The 17,925-nt window shown below is 66.6% G+C and carries 19 protein-coding genes; 9 read left to right on the forward strand and 10 right to left on the reverse strand.

Annotation, left to right across the window (positions count from 1 at the left end):
- Positions 1-39: 39 nt before the first annotated feature.
- The gene (locus LFT45_RS15005) at positions 40-885 is read right to left on the reverse strand and encodes a PHP domain-containing protein (protein WP_236804266.1); all 846 of its coding nucleotides are present in this window, start codon (positions 883-885) and stop codon (positions 40-42) included.
- A gap of 105 nt (positions 886-990) precedes the next feature.
- Here LFT45_RS15005 and LFT45_RS15010 point away from each other — a divergent pair, with 105 nt between their 5' ends.
- Positions 991-2,580 (forward strand): aminopeptidase P family protein, encoded by a 1,590-nt coding sequence (locus tag LFT45_RS15010; protein ID WP_236804268.1) that lies wholly within the window; start codon positions 991-993, stop codon positions 2,578-2,580.
- A gap of 107 nt (positions 2,581-2,687) precedes the next feature.
- Here the strand turns inward: LFT45_RS15010 and LFT45_RS15015 are convergent, their stop codons facing one another.
- On the reverse strand, positions 2,688-3,692 hold the full coding sequence (locus LFT45_RS15015; protein WP_236804270.1) for a general stress protein: 1,005 nt from the start codon (positions 3,690-3,692) through the stop codon (positions 2,688-2,690).
- A 77-nt stretch (positions 3,693-3,769) separates the two neighbouring features.
- On the opposite strand from LFT45_RS15015, the gene LFT45_RS15020 reads away from it, so the two are divergent.
- The 3 genes from LFT45_RS15020 to LFT45_RS15030 are packed head-to-tail and all read left to right on the forward strand — an operon-like array spanning position 3,770 to position 6,891.
- Positions 3,770-5,053, forward strand: coding sequence for a magnesium transporter MgtE N-terminal domain-containing protein (locus tag LFT45_RS15020; protein ID WP_003805129.1), 1,284 nt, complete (start codon positions 3,770-3,772; stop codon positions 5,051-5,053).
- Positions 5,037-5,753 (forward strand): DUF1003 domain-containing protein, encoded by a 717-nt coding sequence (locus LFT45_RS15025; protein WP_440155383.1) that lies wholly within the window; start codon positions 5,037-5,039, stop codon positions 5,751-5,753. Before LFT45_RS15020 ends, LFT45_RS15025 begins: the two co-directional genes overlap by 17 nt.
- Before the next feature lie 10 nt (positions 5,754-5,763).
- Positions 5,764-6,891, forward strand: coding sequence for an Mrp/NBP35 family ATP-binding protein (locus LFT45_RS15030; RefSeq protein ID WP_236804272.1), 1,128 nt, complete (start codon positions 5,764-5,766; stop codon positions 6,889-6,891).
- Between the two features lie 82 nt (positions 6,892-6,973).
- On the opposite strand, the gene LFT45_RS15035 is transcribed toward LFT45_RS15030, so the two are convergent.
- The 3 genes from LFT45_RS15035 to sigE form a co-directional block, all read right to left on the reverse strand.
- Positions 6,974-7,372, reverse strand: a complete 399-nt coding sequence (locus LFT45_RS15035; RefSeq protein WP_236804274.1) for a Sec-independent protein translocase TatB — start codon at positions 7,370-7,372, stop codon at positions 6,974-6,976.
- Positions 7,373-7,462: 90 nt separating this feature from the next.
- On the reverse strand, positions 7,463-8,395 hold the full coding sequence (locus tag LFT45_RS15040) for an anti-sigma factor (protein ID WP_236804276.1): 933 nt from the start codon (positions 8,393-8,395) through the stop codon (positions 7,463-7,465).
- 8 nt (positions 8,396-8,403) lie between these two features.
- Positions 8,404-9,021: an RNA polymerase sigma factor SigE gene (gene sigE / locus LFT45_RS15045; protein ID WP_236804278.1), complete on the reverse strand. Its 618-nt coding sequence runs from the start codon at positions 9,019-9,021 to the stop codon at positions 8,404-8,406.
- A 318-nt stretch (positions 9,022-9,339) separates the two neighbouring features.
- Between sigE and LFT45_RS15050 the strand changes: the two genes are divergently transcribed.
- The gene (locus tag LFT45_RS15050) at positions 9,340-9,972 is read left to right on the forward strand and encodes an O-methyltransferase (protein ID WP_102973821.1); all 633 of its coding nucleotides are present in this window, start codon (positions 9,340-9,342) and stop codon (positions 9,970-9,972) included.
- Between the two features lie 96 nt (positions 9,973-10,068).
- Here the strand turns inward: LFT45_RS15050 and LFT45_RS15055 are convergent, their stop codons facing one another.
- From LFT45_RS15055 to LFT45_RS15070, 4 genes are all read right to left on the reverse strand, one after another.
- Positions 10,069-10,236, reverse strand: coding sequence for a DUF3117 domain-containing protein (locus LFT45_RS15055; protein WP_102973820.1), 168 nt, complete (start codon positions 10,234-10,236; stop codon positions 10,069-10,071).
- Positions 10,237-10,508: 272 nt separating this feature from the next.
- A complete protein-coding gene (locus tag LFT45_RS15060) occupies positions 10,509-11,720 on the reverse strand; it encodes a hypothetical protein (RefSeq protein WP_236809368.1) in 1,212 nt (403 codons plus the stop codon).
- 152 nt (positions 11,721-11,872) lie between these two features.
- Positions 11,873-12,325: a DivIVA domain-containing protein gene (locus tag LFT45_RS15065; RefSeq protein WP_236804280.1), complete on the reverse strand. Its 453-nt coding sequence runs from the start codon at positions 12,323-12,325 to the stop codon at positions 11,873-11,875.
- A 91-nt stretch (positions 12,326-12,416) separates the two neighbouring features.
- Positions 12,417-13,202: a TIGR00730 family Rossman fold protein gene (locus tag LFT45_RS15070; protein WP_236804282.1), complete on the reverse strand. Its 786-nt coding sequence runs from the start codon at positions 13,200-13,202 to the stop codon at positions 12,417-12,419.
- Positions 13,203-13,308: 106 nt separating this feature from the next.
- Here LFT45_RS15070 and LFT45_RS15075 point away from each other — a divergent pair, with 106 nt between their 5' ends.
- From LFT45_RS15075 to LFT45_RS15090, 4 genes are all read left to right on the forward strand, one after another.
- Entirely contained in the window at positions 13,309-14,064 is a 756-nt protein-coding gene (locus LFT45_RS15075; protein WP_190604848.1) for an amino acid ABC transporter ATP-binding protein, read from the forward strand.
- Positions 14,065-14,152: 88 nt separating this feature from the next.
- Positions 14,153-15,040, forward strand: coding sequence for a glutamate ABC transporter substrate-binding protein (locus tag LFT45_RS15080; RefSeq protein WP_236804284.1), 888 nt, complete (start codon positions 14,153-14,155; stop codon positions 15,038-15,040).
- 100 nt (positions 15,041-15,140) lie between these two features.
- Positions 15,141-15,791 carry an amino acid ABC transporter permease gene (locus tag LFT45_RS15085; protein WP_236804286.1) on the forward strand — a complete coding sequence of 217 codons (651 nt, stop codon included), beginning with the start codon at positions 15,141-15,143 and terminating at the stop codon, positions 15,789-15,791.
- Positions 15,788-16,627: an amino acid ABC transporter permease gene (locus LFT45_RS15090; protein WP_236804287.1), complete on the forward strand. Its 840-nt coding sequence runs from the start codon at positions 15,788-15,790 to the stop codon at positions 16,625-16,627. The genes LFT45_RS15085 and LFT45_RS15090 overlap by 4 nt, the downstream gene beginning before the upstream one ends.
- 71 nt (positions 16,628-16,698) lie before the next feature.
- On the opposite strand, the gene dapE is transcribed toward LFT45_RS15090, so the two are convergent.
- Entirely contained in the window at positions 16,699-17,820 is a 1,122-nt protein-coding gene (dapE, locus tag LFT45_RS15095; protein WP_236804289.1) for a succinyl-diaminopimelate desuccinylase, read from the reverse strand.
- Between the last annotated feature and the right edge of the window lie 105 nt (positions 17,821-17,925).

Genomic DNA, 17,925 nt, shown 5'->3' on the forward strand with positions numbered 1-17,925 from the left:
GAGGCCCCAAAACGACAACTAATGCCAGTCAGTTGGGACTTAACGCACGACGGCGGTGCCCGTGCCCAGCTCCTCGATCCGGTCAAGGACGTCCGGGGCGGTCAGGTTCTCGCCCAGCCTGTTCGGCTTGCCCAGGCCGTGATAGTCCGAGGACCCGGTCACCACTAGCCCGTGCTGCGCGGCCAGCTTCCGCAGGAACTCCCGGCCCTCCTCGGGGTTGTCCCGGTGGTTGACCTCCAAACCGGCCAGGCCGGCGTCGATCATGTCGTGGTACGTGCTTTCACCCACCACCCGCCCGCGTGCGGAGGCGACGGGGTGGGCAAAGACGGGAACGCCGCCCGCGTCGCGGACCAGTTCGACGGCCAGCGCGGGCTCCGGCGCGTAGTGCTGCACGAAATAGCGCGAATGGGAGGTAAGGATCGAGGTGAAGGCCTCGGAACGGTCTGCTACCACTCCCGCCGCCACCAGCGCGTCGGCGATGTGTGGGCGTCCCAGCGTGGCTCCTGGCGCCACATGGTGGATCACGTCGTCCCACGTCAGGGGGTAGTCCTCGGCGAGGAGCGTGACCATGCGTTCGGCGCGGGTCAGGCGGGCGTCCCTGGCCTTCGTGATTTCCTCGAGCAGGCCCGGGTGCTGGGGGTCGTGCAGGTAGCTCAGGAGGTGGACGCTGATCCCGTGCTCCGTCCGGCAGGAAATCTCCATGCCGGGCACCAGCGCCACGCCGTTGTCAATCGCCGCCCGGGACGCTTCCGCCCAGCCGTCCGTGGAGTCGTGGTCCGTCAGCGCGATGACGTTCAGCCCCGCGGCCGCCGCGGCCGCCATGACCTCCGCCGGTGTCTCCGTACCGTCGGAAATATTCGAGTGGGCGTGTAGATCTATCCTCACCAGCCCAGCCTAGTAGATGGGGCGCCCCTGTGGCCGGGAAGTGCGTGATTCACCCTCCCGCGCCGGTGTTGGCCTAAGCCGCTCGGCTGGTGAGACTATTGGACGGTGAACGATGCAGACAACACCCACAACGGTGAAAACACAGCTTCCCAGCCCCTGGAAGAGCGCGTCAACAACCGCTCCCAGCGGCCGAGTTCCGCCGCTTTCAAGGCCTTCATGGCCAGCAACTGGGCGCCCGCGCCGCAGGTGACCCCTGAACGGGAGGCCGTCGCCAGCCACGCCGCGAGGAGGCGCCGGGCCATTTCCGACCAGTTCAAGGGGGAACGCCTCGTGCTTCCGGCCGGGCCCCTGAAGGTCCGGTCCAACGACTGCGACTACCGGTTCCGGCCGCACTCCGGCTTCGCCCACCTCACCGGCCTCGGGCTGGACCATGAGCCCGACGCCGTGCTCATCTTCGAACCTGTAGGGGAAGGAAAGGGCGACGACGGCGGCAACCACCGTGCCACGCTCTACTTCCGGCCGCTGGCCGGACGGGACACCGAACAGTTCTACGCCGACGCGCGGTCGGGCGAGTTCTGGATCGGGGCGCGGCCCACGCTGGCCGAATTTGAGGCCCGGCTGGGAATCCCCACCGCCCACATCGACGAACTTGAGATGGCCGTCACCAAGAACGTCGGCGCCCCAGAAATCGGCGGCATCTCGGTCCGCCTAGTGCGCAAGGTGGACGAAAACATCGACGCACTCGTGGACACCGCCCGCTACAACACCGCCAAGGATCCGGACAACCTGGACCTTGGCGTGCTGGACGCCCTCGACGAGAAGCTGTCCGAGGCACTGTCCGAGCTGCGGCTGACCAAGGACGAGTGGGAAATCGAGCAGATGAAGACCGCCGTGGCCGCCACCGTGGAAGGCTTCACCGAGGTGGTCAAGGCCCTGCCCCGCGCCCTGACGCACTTCCGCGGCGAACGCGTGGTGGAAGGCGCCTTCTTCGCCCGTGCCCGGGAGGAAGGCAACGAACTCGGTTACGACACCATCGCTGCCTCCGGCAACAACGCCACCGTCCTCCACTGGACCCGCAACACCGGCAAGGTCAACGCCGGGGAGCTGCTCCTGCTGGACGCCGGCGTCGAGGCCGATTCGCTCTACACCGCTGACATCACCCGTACGCTCCCGGCCAACGGCACGTTCTCGGACGTGCAGCGCAAAATCTACGAAGCGGTCCTGGACGCGGCCGACGCCGGCTTCGCGGCCGCCCGGATCGGCGTGAAGTTCCGCGACATCCACACCGCCGCCACCACTGTCCTCGCGGAGCGGCTTGCGGAATGGGGCCTGCTCCCGGTCTCCGTCGAGGAGGCCCTCGGCGAGGACGGCCAGCAGCACCGGCGCTGGATGCCGCACGGCACCAGCCACCACCTCGGCCTCGACGTCCACGACTGCGCCCAGGCCAAGCGGGAACTCTACCTGGACGGCGTTCTGCGGGAGGGGATGGTTTTCACCATCGAACCGGGCCTCTACTTCAAGCAGGAAGACCTCGCCATTCCCGAGGAGTACCGCGGCATTGGCGTGCGCATCGAGGACGACATCCTGATGACGGCCGAGGGACCGGTGAACCTTAGTGCGGCACTCCCCCGCACAGCGGACGACGTCGAGGCCTGGATGGCAGGCATTTACCAGGAGACCGACGCCAAGGGGTAGGGGAACAAACAAAGAAGGGGACGGCCACCGGATGATCCGGTGGCCGTCCCTTTTTCTGCTGCCCTGGCCTTCTGCCGTCCTGGCCTTGCTGCTTGCTTTGGCTACTGCTACTGCTGCTGCCCGTCCCGGCCCTGGTCGGCCTGGTTCGGATCCACGCGCACACCGTACTGCGGCCGGCCGTCCGGCAGGTCCGGGTAGCGTACTGCCGACGCCGGGCGCTGGTCCGCTGCCGGCGCACCCTCCCCGGCCTGGCCCTGCTGGTGAGCCCCGTACTGCTGGCCGTCCCTGTAGGGCTGCTCCCCGTCATGCTGCTGGCCCTGCTGGCCTGTGCCATATTGCTGGCCTGTGCCATATTGCTGGTTGGGGTCCTGCGGCTGCCCGCCCTGTGCGTGCTGGCCTGTGCCGTACTGCTCGCGGGGCTCCTGGCTGCGCTGGCCGTAGGGGTCGTTCCAGCCCGCCGGCCGCTGCGGCGCCTGCCCCTGGGGCGGGCCCTGCGGCGGTCCCTGGTGCCGGCCCGGCTGCTGGTACGGCTGGTTCTGGTAGTCCTGCTGGTTCTGGTAGTCGTGCTGGCTGTGCGACGCCGGGCGCGCACCCGGGGTGGCGTCGGACGGCGTCATCGGGAGCTGCTGGAGCAGCCGGCGCGCCTCATGGGCGGCCTCGAAGGCCACGACGACGTCGTAATTGGTGGCAACCACCTGGCTGGTGGACGTGAAGTCGCGCTTGCCGCGCTGCATGGCGTAGGTGACGATCCCGAACAGCATGAAGAACGCCGCGCCCATCAGCACCGAGCTGATGATGGAAAACGTTCCCCCTGCAGGCGTGAAGAAGGACAGCATGACGCCAACGAAGAGGCCGAACCACATACCGCTCAGGGCACCGGAGAGCGCCACGCGCGGGTAGCTGAGCCGGCCCGTGACGCGCTCCACCATCTTGAGGTCGTTCCCCACGATGGACACCAGGTGCACCGGGAACTGCTGGTCGGCGAGGTAGTCCACGGCCTTCTGGGCGTCCAGGTAAGAGGTATACGAGCCCACAGTGTCCCCCGTGGGGACGGTCTTCGACTCGTCCGAGCCGTTGGGCGCAGCCTTCGGAGCACCAAAAATGTTAGCCATAACCCCATTCTTGCCCATAAGGATGGGTGAAAGCTGAAAATTCAGCTAAAAGAGAGCAGACTCGGTAGCCTGTAGAGGTGAGCACGAATCCTACCCGCGTCTTTGTCGCGCGCCTCTTGGGACTGGACGTCTTCGACCCATTGGGCGACCGTCTGGGGCGGCTGCGTGACGTCGTCGTGCTCTCCCGCGGAACCCGGGGCGCCCCGCACGTGGTGGGCATCGTCGTCGAAGTTCCCGGCAAAAAGCGCGTCTTCGTTCCCATGACCCGCATCACCTCCATCGACCAGACGCAGGTCATCTGCACCGGCCTGGTCAACCTCCGGCGCTTCGAACAGCGCGGCGCCGAGACCCTCGTGGTGGCGGAGATGTTTGACCGCCGCGTGACCCTGACGGACGGCAGCGGTGACGCCACCATCGAGGACATCGCCATGGACCAGCACCGCTCGGGCGACTGGTTCGTGAGCAAGCTGTTCGTCCGGCGCGGGCACTCGCTGGCGCCCCTGAGCAGGCTGCGCCGCAACGAAACCATGATCATCGACTGGGCCGACGCGCACCAGGGGGCCAAGACAGAACCGCAGGCAGCCACCCAGTTCGTGGCCAACCACGAGGACCTCAAGCCCGCGGACTTCGCCGAGGCACTGCAGGAGATGAGCGACAAGCGGCGCTTCGAAGTCGCCAGCGAACTGCAGGACGAGCGGCTCGCTGACGTCCTGCAGGAGCTGCCAGAGGACGACCAGGTGGAAATCCTCTCCGCCCTCGACGTCCAGCGCGCCGCGGACGTCCTGGAGGAGATGGACCCCGACGACGCCGCTGACCTCCTCGGCGAGTTGCCGTCCGCCCAGGCGGAGGAACTCCTTCAGCTGATGGAGCCCGAAGGCGCCGAGGACGTCCGGCGCCTCCTCGAATACGACGAGGACACCGCCGGCGGCCTCATGACCCCCGTCCCGGTCATTCTGCCGCCTGAAGCCACGGTAGCGGAGGCGCTCGCCCACGTCCGGCGCGAGGAACTCTCCCCTGCCCTCGCCTCGTCCATTTTCATCGCCCGTCCTCCGCTGGAGACCCCCACCGGCCGGTTCCTCGGCGTGGTGCACATTCAGCAGCTGCTGCGCTTCCCGCCGTTCGAGTCGCTGGGCAACCTCGTGGACAAGAACCTGGAGCCGCTCTCGGACCTGGCCCACATCAGCGAGGTCGCGCGCACCCTCGCCACGTACAACCTGAACTCCCTTCCGGTGGTTAACCAGGCCGGCCGGCTGGTGGGCGCAGTGACAGTTGACGACGTCCTGGACCATCTGCTGCCCGACGACTGGCGGGCCAACGACGGCGAGGCCCCGGTCAGGAAGCTTGGTGGCCGCATTGGCTGAAAACACGGCAAAGGCAGCGCGGCCCGGCGGAAAGCCGGCCCAAGGAAGCCTGGACACGCCGCTGAGCGGCCGCCAGCGCATCCTCCCCAAGTTCTCGCCGAACCCTGACGCCTTTGGCCATGCGACAGAGGGCTTCGCCCGCTTCATGGGCACGCCGCAGTTCCTGCTCTACATGACCGTGTTCTGTGTCTTCTGGCTGGCATGGAATACCTTCGCGCCCACAGCCTGGCAGTTCGACAAGGTCGAACTCGGGTTCACGCTCCTGACGCTGATGCTGTCCCTGCAGGCCTCCTACGCGGCGCCGCTGCTGCTCCTCGCGCAGAACCGCCAGGACGACCGCGACCGCGTTTCCCTCCAGCAGGACCGCCAGCGCGCGGAGCGCAACCTCTCGGACACCGAATACCTCACGCGGGAACTGGCCTCACTGCGGATCGCGCTGCGCGAAGTGGCCACCCGCGACTACGTCCGGGCGGAACTTCGCAGTCTCCTGGAGGACCTGTTGGAGGCCCAGGAGGAGCTCCGCACGCACGAACCCTCCGGGCCCGGAAGCCATGAATCGCCACGCGAACTGGTCCGGGAAAAGCTGAAGGAGAAGCGGGAAAAGCAACGCAATCCCCGCACCCAGCAGATCCCCAAGGTCAAGTCTGAAAAAACGCGCCAGGGCCGGGCAGCCCACCGACCCACCTCTCCCGAAAGCTGAGCACCACGGCATGAGCACCACCCTCCTCCAGGCAGTCAACGCTGCCCTGGCAACCGTCATTGATCCGGAACTCCGGCGCCCCATCACCGAGCTGGGCATGGTTGATTCGGTGGAAATCTCCGGCGACGGGACCGTCCGCCTGGCGGTGCTGCTCACCATTGCCGGCTGCCCCCTGCGCGACACCATCACCAGGGACTCCGAGGCGGCGCTGCTGGACGTGCCAGGCGTCACCGCCGTCGAGGTGGACCTGAAAGTCATGACCCAGCCGCAGCGAGACGCACTGAAGGAGCAGCTCCGCGGCCCCGGCGGCGAGCGGGGCATCCCGTTCAACCAGCCGGGGTCCCTCACCAAGGTCTTTGCGGTGGCCAGCGGCAAGGGCGGTGTGGGCAAGTCCTCGGTAACGGTGAACCTCGCCTGTTCGCTCGCGGCACAGGGGCTGCGCGTGGGCATCGTGGACGCCGACGTGTACGGCTTCTCGGTGCCGGCCCTGATGGGGATCACCCAGGCCCCCACCCGCGTGGACGACATGATCCTCCCGCCGGTGGCCTACGGAGTAAAGGTCATTTCCATCGGCATGTTTGTCACCGGCAACCAGCCTGTGGCCTGGCGCGGACCCATGCTGCACCGGGCCCTCGAACAGTTCCTCACCGATGTCTATTTCGGCGATCTTGATGCGCTGTTCCTGGACCTTCCGCCGGGCACCGGTGACATCGCCATCTCAGTGGCGCAGCTGCTGCCCAAAGCCGAGATACTGGTGGTCACCACTCCGCAGGCCGCAGCGGCCGACGTCGCAGAGCGTGCCGGCGCCATCGCCACGCAGACCGGGCAGACGGTGGCCGGAGTCATCGAGAACATGTCGTTCCTGGAAATGCCCGACGGCGGCCGGATGGACCTGTTCGGCACCGGCGGCGGGGAGGTGCTCGCCGAGAGGCTCAGCGCGTCGACCGGCACGGACGTGCCGCTGCTGGGCCAGATTCCGCTGGACATTCTCCTGCGGGAAGGCGGCGACTCGGGCCAGCCCATCGTCCTGGGCGCCCCGGACACGCCGGCAGCAGTGGCGCTGTCCGGCATCGCCGGGAAGCTTGCGGCCAGGCCGCGGGGGCTGGCCGGCATGAAGCTGGACGTCCAGCCCCGCTGATTATTTCAGTCCACCGGTTGAACCTGCAGACTCCGCTGATTGAGCTTGCCGGAACCCGCCGGTTGAGCTTGTCGAAACCCGGCTACGTCGCCTCGGAATCGAAGGGGGCCCGCTCGCCCACGCCGAGGCTTTCGATAATGCGCGCTGGCCGCTCCTCCGTGTGGGAGGCGGCGGCTGATGCCGCAGCGGCTACCGCCGCCGGACCGCCAGCGCTGACCGGCTTGGTGTCATCCTCGAGGAGTGCTTCCTTGATAATGCGCCGCGGATCGTACTGGCGGGGGTCGTACTTCTTCCAGTCGACGTCATCGATGTCGATGCCGACTTCTTCCTTGATCTGCTCCCGCGCACCGGAGGCCATCCGGCGCACTTCGCGGACCAGGTTTGCCAGTTTCTGGGTGTATTCGGGCAACCGCTGGGGGCCGATCACCAGAACGCCGATGAGCAGCAGAAGGATAAACTCCGGGCCGTTGATTCCAAACACTTTAGGAAGATTACCCTTTCCGGGGAGGCAGTGACGATTTCGACCCGGCCCGTGCCCCCTGGGGGCATGCCGCTGGGACACGGAAGCGTCTCAAAGCCCCAACTGGCGGGCTATTTTACGGAGGCCGCGTTCGACCCGGTCCACGACAGTTTCCTGCGCTGCGCTGCTGTCCCCCGCCGTATCGGTTCCGGCCGCCAAACCCGGACCGGCCATGCTTCCGGGCGCTGCGAGCACCGCCAAAGCGTCGTCGGCCGAGGTGGCGGGCAAGTCGGACACGTAGGTGAACGTGCTCCGTGGTGTCTGGTAAATCGCGCTCCACGGTGACCCCGCCTTGACCCAGACCCGGCCGTCCGCCGTCGCTCCCGGCAGGTCAGCGGCAACGTAACCGTCGCTTCCCGCCGGGTGGCCCGTCAGCGGGTTGACCGGAGACAGCGCAGACGGCGACCCCTGGTGCTGTTCCAGAATCCTGGCCGTATGCTGCCCGTCGGTGAGGCGCAGCTCCACCGTGGGCCGGCCCGCCAGCACCGTCGTGCTGGCAGATACCAGGCGGAAACCCATGGCACGCAGTTCAGGGCAGGTCCAGCCGGAGGAACGCAGCGCGGCGAGGCGGCTGTCTGTTCCCGGGGAATGCCCGGACTGGCCATAGAGCGAGGCCGTGCCGGCGGCGTACTGCCCGGGTTCACCGGCAACGGTGTAGGCACCGGCAGCGACGGCCCCTGCCGCCACCACGGCTACGCCGCCGGCCAGCCCCGCCAGCCTCATCCGGCTGGGCCGGGCTACGGGAGGCGGCGCCATGGCCAGTTGCTGGGTGCGGAGCAGGAGCCGCGCGGTCAGTTCGTCACTGGCGGCCGGGACTGCGGCAGCACGGAGCCGTTCAATGTACTGGCGCTGCCGGTGCAGCGCGCTGGCGCATTCGGCGCACGCACGGATGTGGTCCGGTGTCTGCGGGTGCCGTCCGCCGGCAAGCGGCGGGAACCCTGTGTTCTGTCTGAGCCCCTCCAGCAAGCGATGTAGCCGACGCATGTCGCCGATCAGAGAACGCCGGCGATGCGGGGCAGCTTCAGCCGCGGCTTGCGCGCCTGCTGCGGGCGCGGATCCCGGTGGGCAAGCTTTTCGCGGAGCATGGTCCGGCCGCGGTGAATGCGTGAACGCACAGTGCCCAGCTTCACGCCAAGGGCCTCGGCGACCTCGTCATACGACAGTCCCTCGAGGTCGCACAGGACGACGGCGGCACGGAAGTCCGGTGGGAGTTCCTCGAGGGCGGCCTGGACGTCGAGATCCAGGTTGTTGAGTTCGAAGCTTTGCTCGGGGCCGGGTTCACGGCCGGGCAGCCGTGACTCGGCATCCTCGGCCAGCGCGTCAAAGCGGATCCGGCTCTTGCGCCGCGCCTGGTCCAGGAAGAGGTTGGTGGTGATCCGGTGCAGCCAGCCGTCCAGGGTTCCCGGCTTGAAGTTCTCCAGCGAGCGGAAGACGCGGACGAACACCTCCTGGGTGAGGTCCTCGGCGTCGTACTTGTTACCGGTCAGCCGGTAGGCGAGCCTGTACACCTTGGCGGAGTGGTTGGTGACCACTTCTTCCCACGTGGGCATGGCCCACTCGGCAGCGTGCTCTTCAGTTGCAGGGACAGGTGCCGCAACGGATGCTGACATCGTCCACTCCCCTCGTGGATGTAATAACGCCTGACGTGCTTTACATCATTGGTTCGGCGCCGATCACCACTTGGATGAGCGGATTATTATCATGTCAAAGTTGGCTGGGAATTTCCTGACTGCGGGGCTTCTCTCTGCTAAAGGCGCAACATTTCGCCCGCATTTTCGGCCGGCAATCCGTAAAACTTCGTCACCCTCCGCCGGGCAGCAGGACAGTATCCGCCATCACAGGCGTGCCCGCTGTCACTTGCCCCTAGGGCGCCGTCCAACCAAGTACGCTGTAATAACATGCCCCCTGCCGCCCAGAAAGCGAAATCCATGAGCGCCGATAAGTCCACGAGCTGGTCCTATGCAGAAGATCTGCCTGCCGAGGATGAGGTCCTGCTGCGCGCCCGGGAGCGTTCGTTCGAGCTTGGCGTGACACCCATCGGCCGTGGCGTTGGCGCCGTCTTGACCGTACTGGCGGCTGCATCCAAGGCGCAGACCGCCGTCGAGATCGGCACCGGCGCCGGCGTCTCTGGCGTCTGCCTGCTTCGCGGCCTCGGTCCGCAGGCCGTGCTCACCACCATCGACGTGGACGTCGAGCACCTGAAGGCCGCCCGGGAGGCGTTCCAGGAGTCAGGCAGCCCGGCCAACCGCACCCGCACCATTTCCGGCCGCGCCGGTGATGTCCTGCCGAGGCTCACCGACGCCGCCTATGACCTCGTCTTCATCGACGGCGACAAGCCCAACTTCCCACGTTACGTTGAGCAGGCCGTGCGCCTGCTCAAGACCGGCGGCCTGCTGATCGTCAATGACGCCCTGGACAAGGACCGGGTATCCAACCCGGCAGCCCGCGACGCAACCACCGTTGTGCTGCGCCAGGTGGGCAGGGCCGTGCGCGACGACGACCGGCTGGCCTCCGCCATGCTCCCCACCGGTGATGGGCTGCTGGTAGCCGTCAAGAAATAGGCCGGCGGGCAGGCGGCCGAACGGCTGCCCCAGGCAGGCCACGCAGACCAAAAAGCCAGGGCCCGCAGCTTTCAGCTGCGGGCCCTGGCTTTACTCTTATTCGGTGACGCCGACGAGGCAGTCCTTGAGATTGGCCGCCTCTGCGGCGTTAAGTTCAACCACGAGCCGGCCCCCGCCTTCGAGCGGCACACGCATGATCAGGCTGCGGCCCTCCTTGGTTACTTCCATAGGGCCGTCGCCGGTGCGTGGTTTCATAGCCGCCATGAGGAATATCCCCTCCATTAGTCCCAGGACCGAGCAGCCCGGCCGGGCTGAGTCCGCGTAGTCAAAACAATGCCGCTGTGGCGGTCCTTTCGGCAGCCGCCATGGCTGAACAATGCGTGCTGAACAATCCGAGTGCTTTTTGTCCTTGCCTATTACCTATTATCCTGTAATTACCCGCCTGTAGCTAATCGATGGACAATCGGTTCACCTGCGGATTACTGCGCCCTTCTGCGGGCTGATCTGGGCAAACCTGTTTGGCAACCTCCGGCCCGTCACGGCGGATAGTCCCCTCCGCCCGGCAGTTGGGCCCACGCCCAGAGCCACACCACCCACACGATCTGCAGCAGGACAAACATCGTGATCACCGCGCCACGGTAGGCCCGCGACCGGGAAACGAGTGCGGCCGCCAGCGCCAGCGGAAACAGCGGCAGCAGCATCCGGAAGGTGCTGGTCTGTGGATGCAGGAACACCACGAGGTACCCCATGTAGCACACACACCACAGCCGGAGTTCTGGTCCCAGCTGGCGCACCGGCGGCGAGGCCATCAAGAGCCCGAACACCGCTACGAAGACGAACGGTGCCACGAGCCCCAGCACCGGCCCGAACAGCAGGACGCCGGTGTCGAACCAGGGCTTGAAGGGCACCAGGTCGTGTCCGCGCCAGACGGTCTCGGTCTTCGTGTACGCAGCGATGTCGCCGGTGGCAGCCCACGCGATGGCGGGCCAGGCGAGAGCACCTGCACCGGTGACGGCGGTCAGCCCGGCGAGGGACCACAGTTCGTTCCCGCCGTGGACACTGCGCCCCTTGGCGGCCAGCCCGTTCGTTCCAGGACCCCGGTTCCGAGCCTCGAGCCAGGCCTCACCGGCGCGGAACAGGAACAGGAGGCCGAGGGTCGCAGCGAACGGAACGCCCGTGGGCCGGGAAAGGCACATGGCCAGAACCACGGGAATGGCCCACAGGTAGTGCCGCCGGACCACCAGCAGCAGCGCAGCGGCCAGCAGCAGGAGGTTCAGGGATTCCGCGTAAGGCACCTGGAGCACCGGCGAGACAGGGAAGGTGGAGAAGAACGCGGCGCCCCACAGGGCGGGCCAGTGGGCTGCCTTGGTGCGGAACAGCAGGTAGACCACCAGCGAGGCCGCCAGCCCGGCGAGCATCGCGATCAGGATGAGGGCGGCGGCGGGGCTCATGCCCGTGGCAGCGGACAGCATCCGCCCCAGCGTTGGAAACAGCGGATAGAACGCCCAGGTGTTCTCCTGCACGTTGCCGGCCGCATCCACCGGCAGTTCGTTCGGGTACCCCCCGGTCATCACGGACTCGTACCACCGCGCGTCCCAGATGTTGATGAAGTTCCAGTAGTCGGGCTTGGCCGGGAACCAGGGGTTGAATCCCTGGTGCAGGGCGGCCGACATGAAGATGCAGGCACTGACCAGCCGCGCGGCGACGTACACCGCGGCCACCTGGGCCCACCACGGCCAGCGGACCAGGCGGCCGCCGAGCCTTGCCGCGGCGGCCCGGAACGCCTTATCTAGCCGTGTCTCGGCCAGCCGTGTCCCGGCCAGCCGCTTCCCGCGATGCGGCGACGGGGGTTCGGCTGTTGCTGGCGGCACGGGGCCCGGAGGCGGCGGCATTGGGGAGCTCACGTCCGGTCCTCGGCGGCCGACCGTTCGGCAGGGGCCAATTGATCGGCGGGGGGCAATTGTTCTGCGGGGGCCAATTGGGCGGCCGGCTGTTGGCGAGCGGCCAGTGGTCCAGCAGAGGCACGCAGCTGCTCCCGCAGGCTTTCTATCTCGGCGTTCCTGGCTGCCAGCTGGTCGCGCAGGTCGTCCAGCACCTGGTCCACCTGGTCCATCCGGTACCCCCGCAATCCCAGCGCAAACCGGACCTGGTCGACGTCGGCCGGTTTTGCGTCGTCGGGGAGCAGCACCGGCGGCAGGGACGCCACGGGTTCATCGAAGCCGTCCTTGAAGCCCTCTCGTTCGAGAGGCGCGCGGGCGCGCTTCCTCCGCAGCATGCCCGCCCCGAGGTTGGTCCCGATGAGGGCGGTGGCTCCAATCAGGACGATGGCGAGGAAAACGAGGAAGAAGCTCACACACCAATCGTGCCAGACGCAGCCCCGCCGGCTGCCTTACCCAGGCAGCTGCTGCCCGGGCCGCGTGTCCGAGCTGCTGCCCGGGCCGCTGCTACTCGGGGCGCTGGTCCTCGTCGGAGGACGGCGCCCGGACATGGCCGTGGAGGACGAAATTCACGGCTTCCTCCGGGGTGTCCACCACCTGGATGAGGTCCAGGTCCTTTTCCGAGACCATTCCCTCAGCCACCAGGGTCCCCCTGATCCATTCGATCATCGGACCCCAGAATGACGCGCCCAGCAGGACGATCGGGAACGAGGTCACCTTCTGCGTCTGGACGAGGACCATGGCTTCGAAGAGCTCGTCAAGGGTGCCGAGGCCGCCTGGAAGAACGATGAAGCCCTGGGCGTACTTCACGAACATGGTCTTCCGCGCGAAGAAATAGCGGAAGTTGATGCCGAGGTCCACCCACTGGTTCAGGCCCTGCTCGAACGGCAGCTCAATACCGAGGCCAACGGAGACGCCGTTGCCTTCCACCGCTCCCCTGTTGGCTGCTTCCATCGAGCCCGGTCCGCCGCCGGTGATGACGGCCACGCCGGCTTCGGCCAGTTTGCGCCCCACCTCGACGCCCATGTCGTAGAACGCGCTTCCCGGCTTGGTGCGCGCGGAGCCGAAGACGCTGACCGCCTGGCCCAGGTCGGAGAGGGCACCGAAGCCTTCCACGAACTCGCTCTGGATCCGCATGACCCGCCAGGGGTCGGTGTGAATGAAGTGGCCGGGGCCCTTGGTGTCGAGCAGCCGCTGATCCGACATCTCCACGGCCGCCTGCTTGCGGCGCAGTTCTAGGGGCCCTTTCCGGCGGGGCTGTACGGATTTTGACGGATCTGCGTTGATGCTCATCCCCCAAGGCTAACCTGCTGACCTGCAGGTATCTCTTGAATTACGATCAGCGGGAAGTTGGGGTGATTCCGGTCATAAGCGGGCAATGTTCGCTAGATTCTTACTTATGACTACTCAACTGCCCGGCGATGCACTCGTCTCTCTGAATGCCGTCAACAAGCATTACGGTCAGCTGCACGTTCTGAAGGACATCAACCTCCAGGTCCGCAAGGGCGAAGTGGTTGTGGTCATCGGCCCGTCAGGTTCGGGGAAGTCCACACTGTGCCGGGCGATCAACCGGCTGGAAACGATCGACGACGGCGACATCGCCATTGACGGCAAGCAGCTGCCCGAGGAAGGCAAGGAGCTCGCCCGGCTGCGCGCCGACGTCGGCATGGTGTTCCAGTCGTTCAACCTGTTCGCGCACAAGACCATCCTGGAGAACGTGACGCTCGGCCCCATCAAGGTCAAGGGCGTCTCCAAGGCGGAGGCGGACAAGGAGGCCATGGCCCTGCTCGAGCGCGTGGGCGTGGGCCACCAGGCGCCCAAGCTCCCGGCTCAGCTCTCCGGCGGCCAGCAGCAGCGTGTGGCCATCGCACGCGCCCTCGCCATGAAGCCCAAGGTCATGCTGTTCGACGAGCCCACTTCTGCGCTCGACCCCGAGATGATCAACGAGGTCCTGGATGTCATGATCCAGCTGGCCAAGGAGGGCATGACCATGATCGTGGTGACCCACGAGATGGGTTTCGCCCGCAAGGCCGCCGACCGTGTGGTGTTCATGGCTGATGGACAAATCGTGGAGGACGCCACTCCCGAGGAGTTCTTCACCAATCCCCAGAGCAGCCGCGCCAAGGACTTCCTGTCCAAGCTGCTCACGCACTGACAACCGATCCAGCACTCCCCACCAACTTCAAGACCACCCGAATTCGCACCCAGGCCGTCACCGGCGGCCGCCCAATGAAAGGAATGTCATGAAGGCATTTTTGACCCGAAGGAAATCCCTTCTGGCAGCAGCATCCGCGGCCATCGCTCTTACCCTGAGCGCTTGCGGCGGCGGCGGCACCGGGACCGGGTCCAACCCCACGCCGGTCGAAAAGCCGAGCTTCGCTGCAGGCACCACCATGGAAAAGATCGCCTCGGCCGGCAAGGTGACCATCGGCACCAAGTTCGATCAGCCGCTGTTCGGCCAGAAGGGCCTGGACGGCAAGCCTGTCGGTTTCGACGTCGAAATCGGCAAGCTGCTCGCCGCCAAGCTGGGCGTTCCCGCGGACAAGATTGAATGGGTCGAGACCGTCTCCGCCAACCGTGAGCAGTTCATCAAACAGGGCAAGGTGGATCTGATCGTGGCCACCTACACCATCAACGACAAGCGCAAGACCGAAGTCGACTTCGCCGGCCCGTACTACGAAGCCGGCCAGGCGCTGATGGTGAACAAGGACAACACGTCCATCACCAAGCCCGAGGACGTCAAGGGCAAGAATGTCTGCTCCGTGACGGGCTCCACCCCGGCCTCCACCATCGTGGAGAAGTACGGCGCAGTCCTGGTTCCGGCCGCCACTTACTCGGCCTGCCTCGAGCCGCTCCGTAACAAGCAGGTTGAAGCCGTCACCACGGACAACGTCATCCTGGCCGGCTTCGTCAACAAGGAGCCGGACGCGTTCAAGCTGGCTTCCGACGAGACCTTCACCAAGGAGCCTTACGGCATCGGCCTGAAGAAGGGCGACACGGCGTTCCGCAACTGGGTCAACGACCAGCTGGAAAGCTTCTCCAAGGACGGCTCCTACAAGAAGGCCTGGGAAGACACGGCCGGAGCGGTCATCAAGACGGCACCGGAACTTCCGGCCATCGACCGCTACTAAGACGATCGTGGCGGTTACCGGCGGCTGTGCATGCCACAGCCTGCCGGTAACCGCCGCTTCCGTTTTCCGCACATTCCCCTGAACGCAGCTAAAGGATCCTATGGACGTCATCATTGAAAGCCTCCCCCAGTACTGGGACGGCTTTCTCAGAACCCTGTTCCTGGCCGCCGTTTCCGGCATCATCGCCTTGGTCGCAGGCACACTGCTGGCCGCCGCCCGCGTCTCCCCCGTTGCTGCACTCCGCGGCTTCAGCATGGCCTACGTGGAGGTGGTGCGTAACACCCCGCTGACCATTGCCTTCTTTTTCGCGGCGGTGGTCCTTCCCCGCCTGGGCGTGACCTTCCAGCAGTTCGAAATTGCGGCCATCATCGCCCTGAGCGCCTACACCGCCGCCTTCATTGCCGAGGCTGTCCGCTCGGGCGTGAACAGCGTTCCGGTCGGCCAGGCCGAGGCAGCCCGCAGCATCGGCATGAAGTTTGGCCAGGTGCTCTCCCTCATCATCCTTCCGCAGGCGCTCCGCACCGTGATCCCGCCGATGATCAACATCCTCATCGCGCTCGTCAAGAACTCCTCGGTTGCCGGCGCCTTCTACGTGCTGGAGCTGTTCGGCTACGGCAAGCAGCTGGCCAACGACCACGGTGACGCCGTCATGTGGGTGCTGGTGGGCGTTGCTTTCTTTTATCTCCTGATCACTGTGCCGCTGGGTTACCTCGCCCACCAGGTCGAACGAAAGGTGGCGATCGCACGATGAGTTCGGTTCTCTACGACGTCCCCGGCCCCAAGGCCCGCCGCGTCTCGCTGATCGGGTCCGTGATCGGCGTCGTGCTGATCGCCGCCCTGCTGGCCTGGGCCATCATGACCCTGGCCCAACAGGGGATCTTCCAGGCGCAGCGCTGGGCGATCTTCGGCCAGGCTGATGTCTGGTCGCTCATCGCCAACGGCATCGGCGCGACGCTGGCCGCGGCGGCCATCGCAGCGGTCATTGCCTTTCCGCTGGGGCTTCTGCTGTGCCTGATGCGCATCTCCGACGTCGCCTGGATCAGGATTCCCACCAGGATCGTGCTCGAGTTCCTGCGCGGCATGCCCGTGGTCCTGATGATGCTGTTCGTGCTGCTGGTCTTCGCCACCAGCTCGTTCATCGCCGTAGTGGCCGGTCTGGTCCTGTACAACGCCGCGATCTTCGCGGAGATCATCCGCGCAGGCATCCAGTCCCTCCCCCGCGGCCAGCGTGAAGCGGGTCTGGCGATCGGCCTGACCAGCTTCCAGTCCCGGCTGACCATCGAACTGCCGCAGGCGGTCCGCCGCATGCTGCCGTCCCTCGTGGCGCAGCTGGTGGTCCTGCTAAAGGACACGTCGCTGGGGTACATCGTTGCGTACGGCGAACTGCTGCGCGCAGTGCAGGTGATGGCTGACTTCCTGGGCCCGCAGTTCCTGTTCCCGGTCTTCTTCGTGGCCGCGGCCATCTACATCGCCATCAACCTGGCCGTGTCCCGGCTGGCCATCTGGATCGAGCGGCGCGGTTCCAAGAAGGCCGCCGGTGGAGTGGCGAAGGCCCCCACCGCCGGCGTGTCCACCGTTGTGAAATAAAACGCCAGGCACTAACAGCGAAGGGTCCGCAGCCAACCGGCTGCGGACCCTTCGTGTTTATCGGCCGAACCTCAAGACAGCCACGTCTGCAGTGCGCGCAGGCAGGTGCGGATGGCTTCGGCCTCCACGTGTTCGTTGTCCTTGTGGGCCAGCAGCGCGTCGCCGGGCCCGAAGTTCACTGCCGGGATGCCCAGTTCACTGAAGCGGGCGACGTCGGTCCAGCCGTATTTGGGTTTCGGCTCGCCGCCCACGGCGGCAACGAAGGACGCGGCGGCAGGGTGGTTCAGTCCGGGGCGCGCGCCGGCGGCGCTGTCAGTGCGGACGACGTCGAACCCGTCCAGCAGCGCGCGCACGTGCGCTTCAGCCTGGTCGGGGGTCTTGTCCGGGGCGAAGCGGTAGTTGATCTCCACGACGCAGCGATCCGGGATGACGTTGCCCGCGGTGCCGCCGTGGATCTTCACTGCGTTCAGGCTTTCGCGGTAGTCCAGCCCGTCCACCGTCACGGTCTGCGGGCTGTACGCGGCGAGGCGTTCCAAGATGGGCGCGGCGGCGTGGATCGCGTTGCGGCCCATCCACGCCCGGGCGGAGTGGGCAGCCTCCCCGGAAGTTGTGGCGTGGAACCGCATGGTGCCGTTGCAGCCGCCCTCCACAATGCCGTCGGTCGGTTCGAGGAGGATGGCAAAGTCGCCGGCGAGGAGCCCGCCGTGGTTCCGCACCAGCCTGCCCAGCCCGCTCTTGACGGCCTCCACCTCCTCATGGTCATAGAACACAAAGGTGACGTCCTTGCCCGGTTCCGCCCCGCCGTCGAACATTGAAGCTGCCAGTGCAAGCTGGACCGCAACGCCGCCCTTCATGTCCGTCGCACCGCGGCCGTACAGGACGCCGTCGCCCGGGACCCCGGACGGCCAGGTGGACGGCACCGTTCCCAGCGAGCCTTCCGTGACCGGCAGGGGCACCGTGTCCAGGTGGCCCGCCAGGATGACCCGTTCGCTGCGGCCGAGGTTGGTCCGGGCGATGATGGAGTCGCCGTCACGTACCAGCTCCAAGCCTGGGAGCTGGCGGAGTGCCGACTCGACGGCGTCCGCAAGCTGGCGCTCGTTGCCGGAGACGCTGTCAATGTCGATGAGCGCGGCGGTCAGCAGTGCCACGTCCTGGCGCAGGTCAAGGGTTGCGGGGCTTGTTTCGGCAATCACCGTCCCACTGTATCCCGCGCCTGCCCGTCCCGACCGGGTAGCAGCCCGGGGCGTTCCCAGCGCCGGGAACGCCCTCAAATGCGACTCGGATATGTGCGGACCGGT

Source organism: Arthrobacter sp. FW305-BF8 (assembly GCF_021789315.1).
Classification (GTDB): Bacteria; Actinomycetota; Actinomycetes; order Actinomycetales; family Micrococcaceae; genus Arthrobacter.

What these genes read in the sequence shown, in the direction of transcription:
- LFT45_RS15040 (WP_236804276.1), bottom strand. Translation starts at nt 8,395, where the DNA reads ATGCGTCGGCTACATCGCTTGCTGGAGGGGCTCAGACAGAACACAGGG.
- LFT45_RS15015 (WP_236804270.1), bottom strand. Translation starts at nt 3,692, where the DNA reads ATGGCTAACATTTTTGGTGCTCCGAAGGCTGCGCCCAACGGCTCGGAC.
- LFT45_RS15050 (WP_102973821.1), top strand. Translation starts at nt 9,340, where the DNA reads ATGAGCGCCGATAAGTCCACGAGCTGGTCCTATGCAGAAGATCTGCCT.
- sigE (WP_236804278.1), bottom strand. Translation starts at nt 9,021, where the DNA reads ATGTCAGCATCCGTTGCGGCACCTGTCCCTGCAACTGAAGAGCACGCT.
- LFT45_RS15055 (WP_102973820.1), bottom strand. Translation starts at nt 10,236, where the DNA reads ATGGCGGCTATGAAACCACGCACCGGCGACGGCCCTATGGAAGTAACC.
- LFT45_RS15030 (WP_236804272.1), top strand. Translation starts at nt 5,764, where the DNA reads ATGAGCACCACCCTCCTCCAGGCAGTCAACGCTGCCCTGGCAACCGTC.
- LFT45_RS15080 (WP_236804284.1), top strand. Translation starts at nt 14,153, where the DNA reads ATGAAGGCATTTTTGACCCGAAGGAAATCCCTTCTGGCAGCAGCATCC.
- LFT45_RS15070 (WP_236804282.1), bottom strand. Translation starts at nt 13,202, where the DNA reads ATGAGCATCAACGCAGATCCGTCAAAATCCGTACAGCCCCGCCGGAAA.
- LFT45_RS15085 (WP_236804286.1), top strand. Translation starts at nt 15,141, where the DNA reads ATGGACGTCATCATTGAAAGCCTCCCCCAGTACTGGGACGGCTTTCTC.
- LFT45_RS15090 (WP_236804287.1), top strand. Translation starts at nt 15,788, where the DNA reads ATGAGTTCGGTTCTCTACGACGTCCCCGGCCCCAAGGCCCGCCGCGTC.
- LFT45_RS15075 (WP_190604848.1), top strand. Translation starts at nt 13,309, where the DNA reads ATGACTACTCAACTGCCCGGCGATGCACTCGTCTCTCTGAATGCCGTC.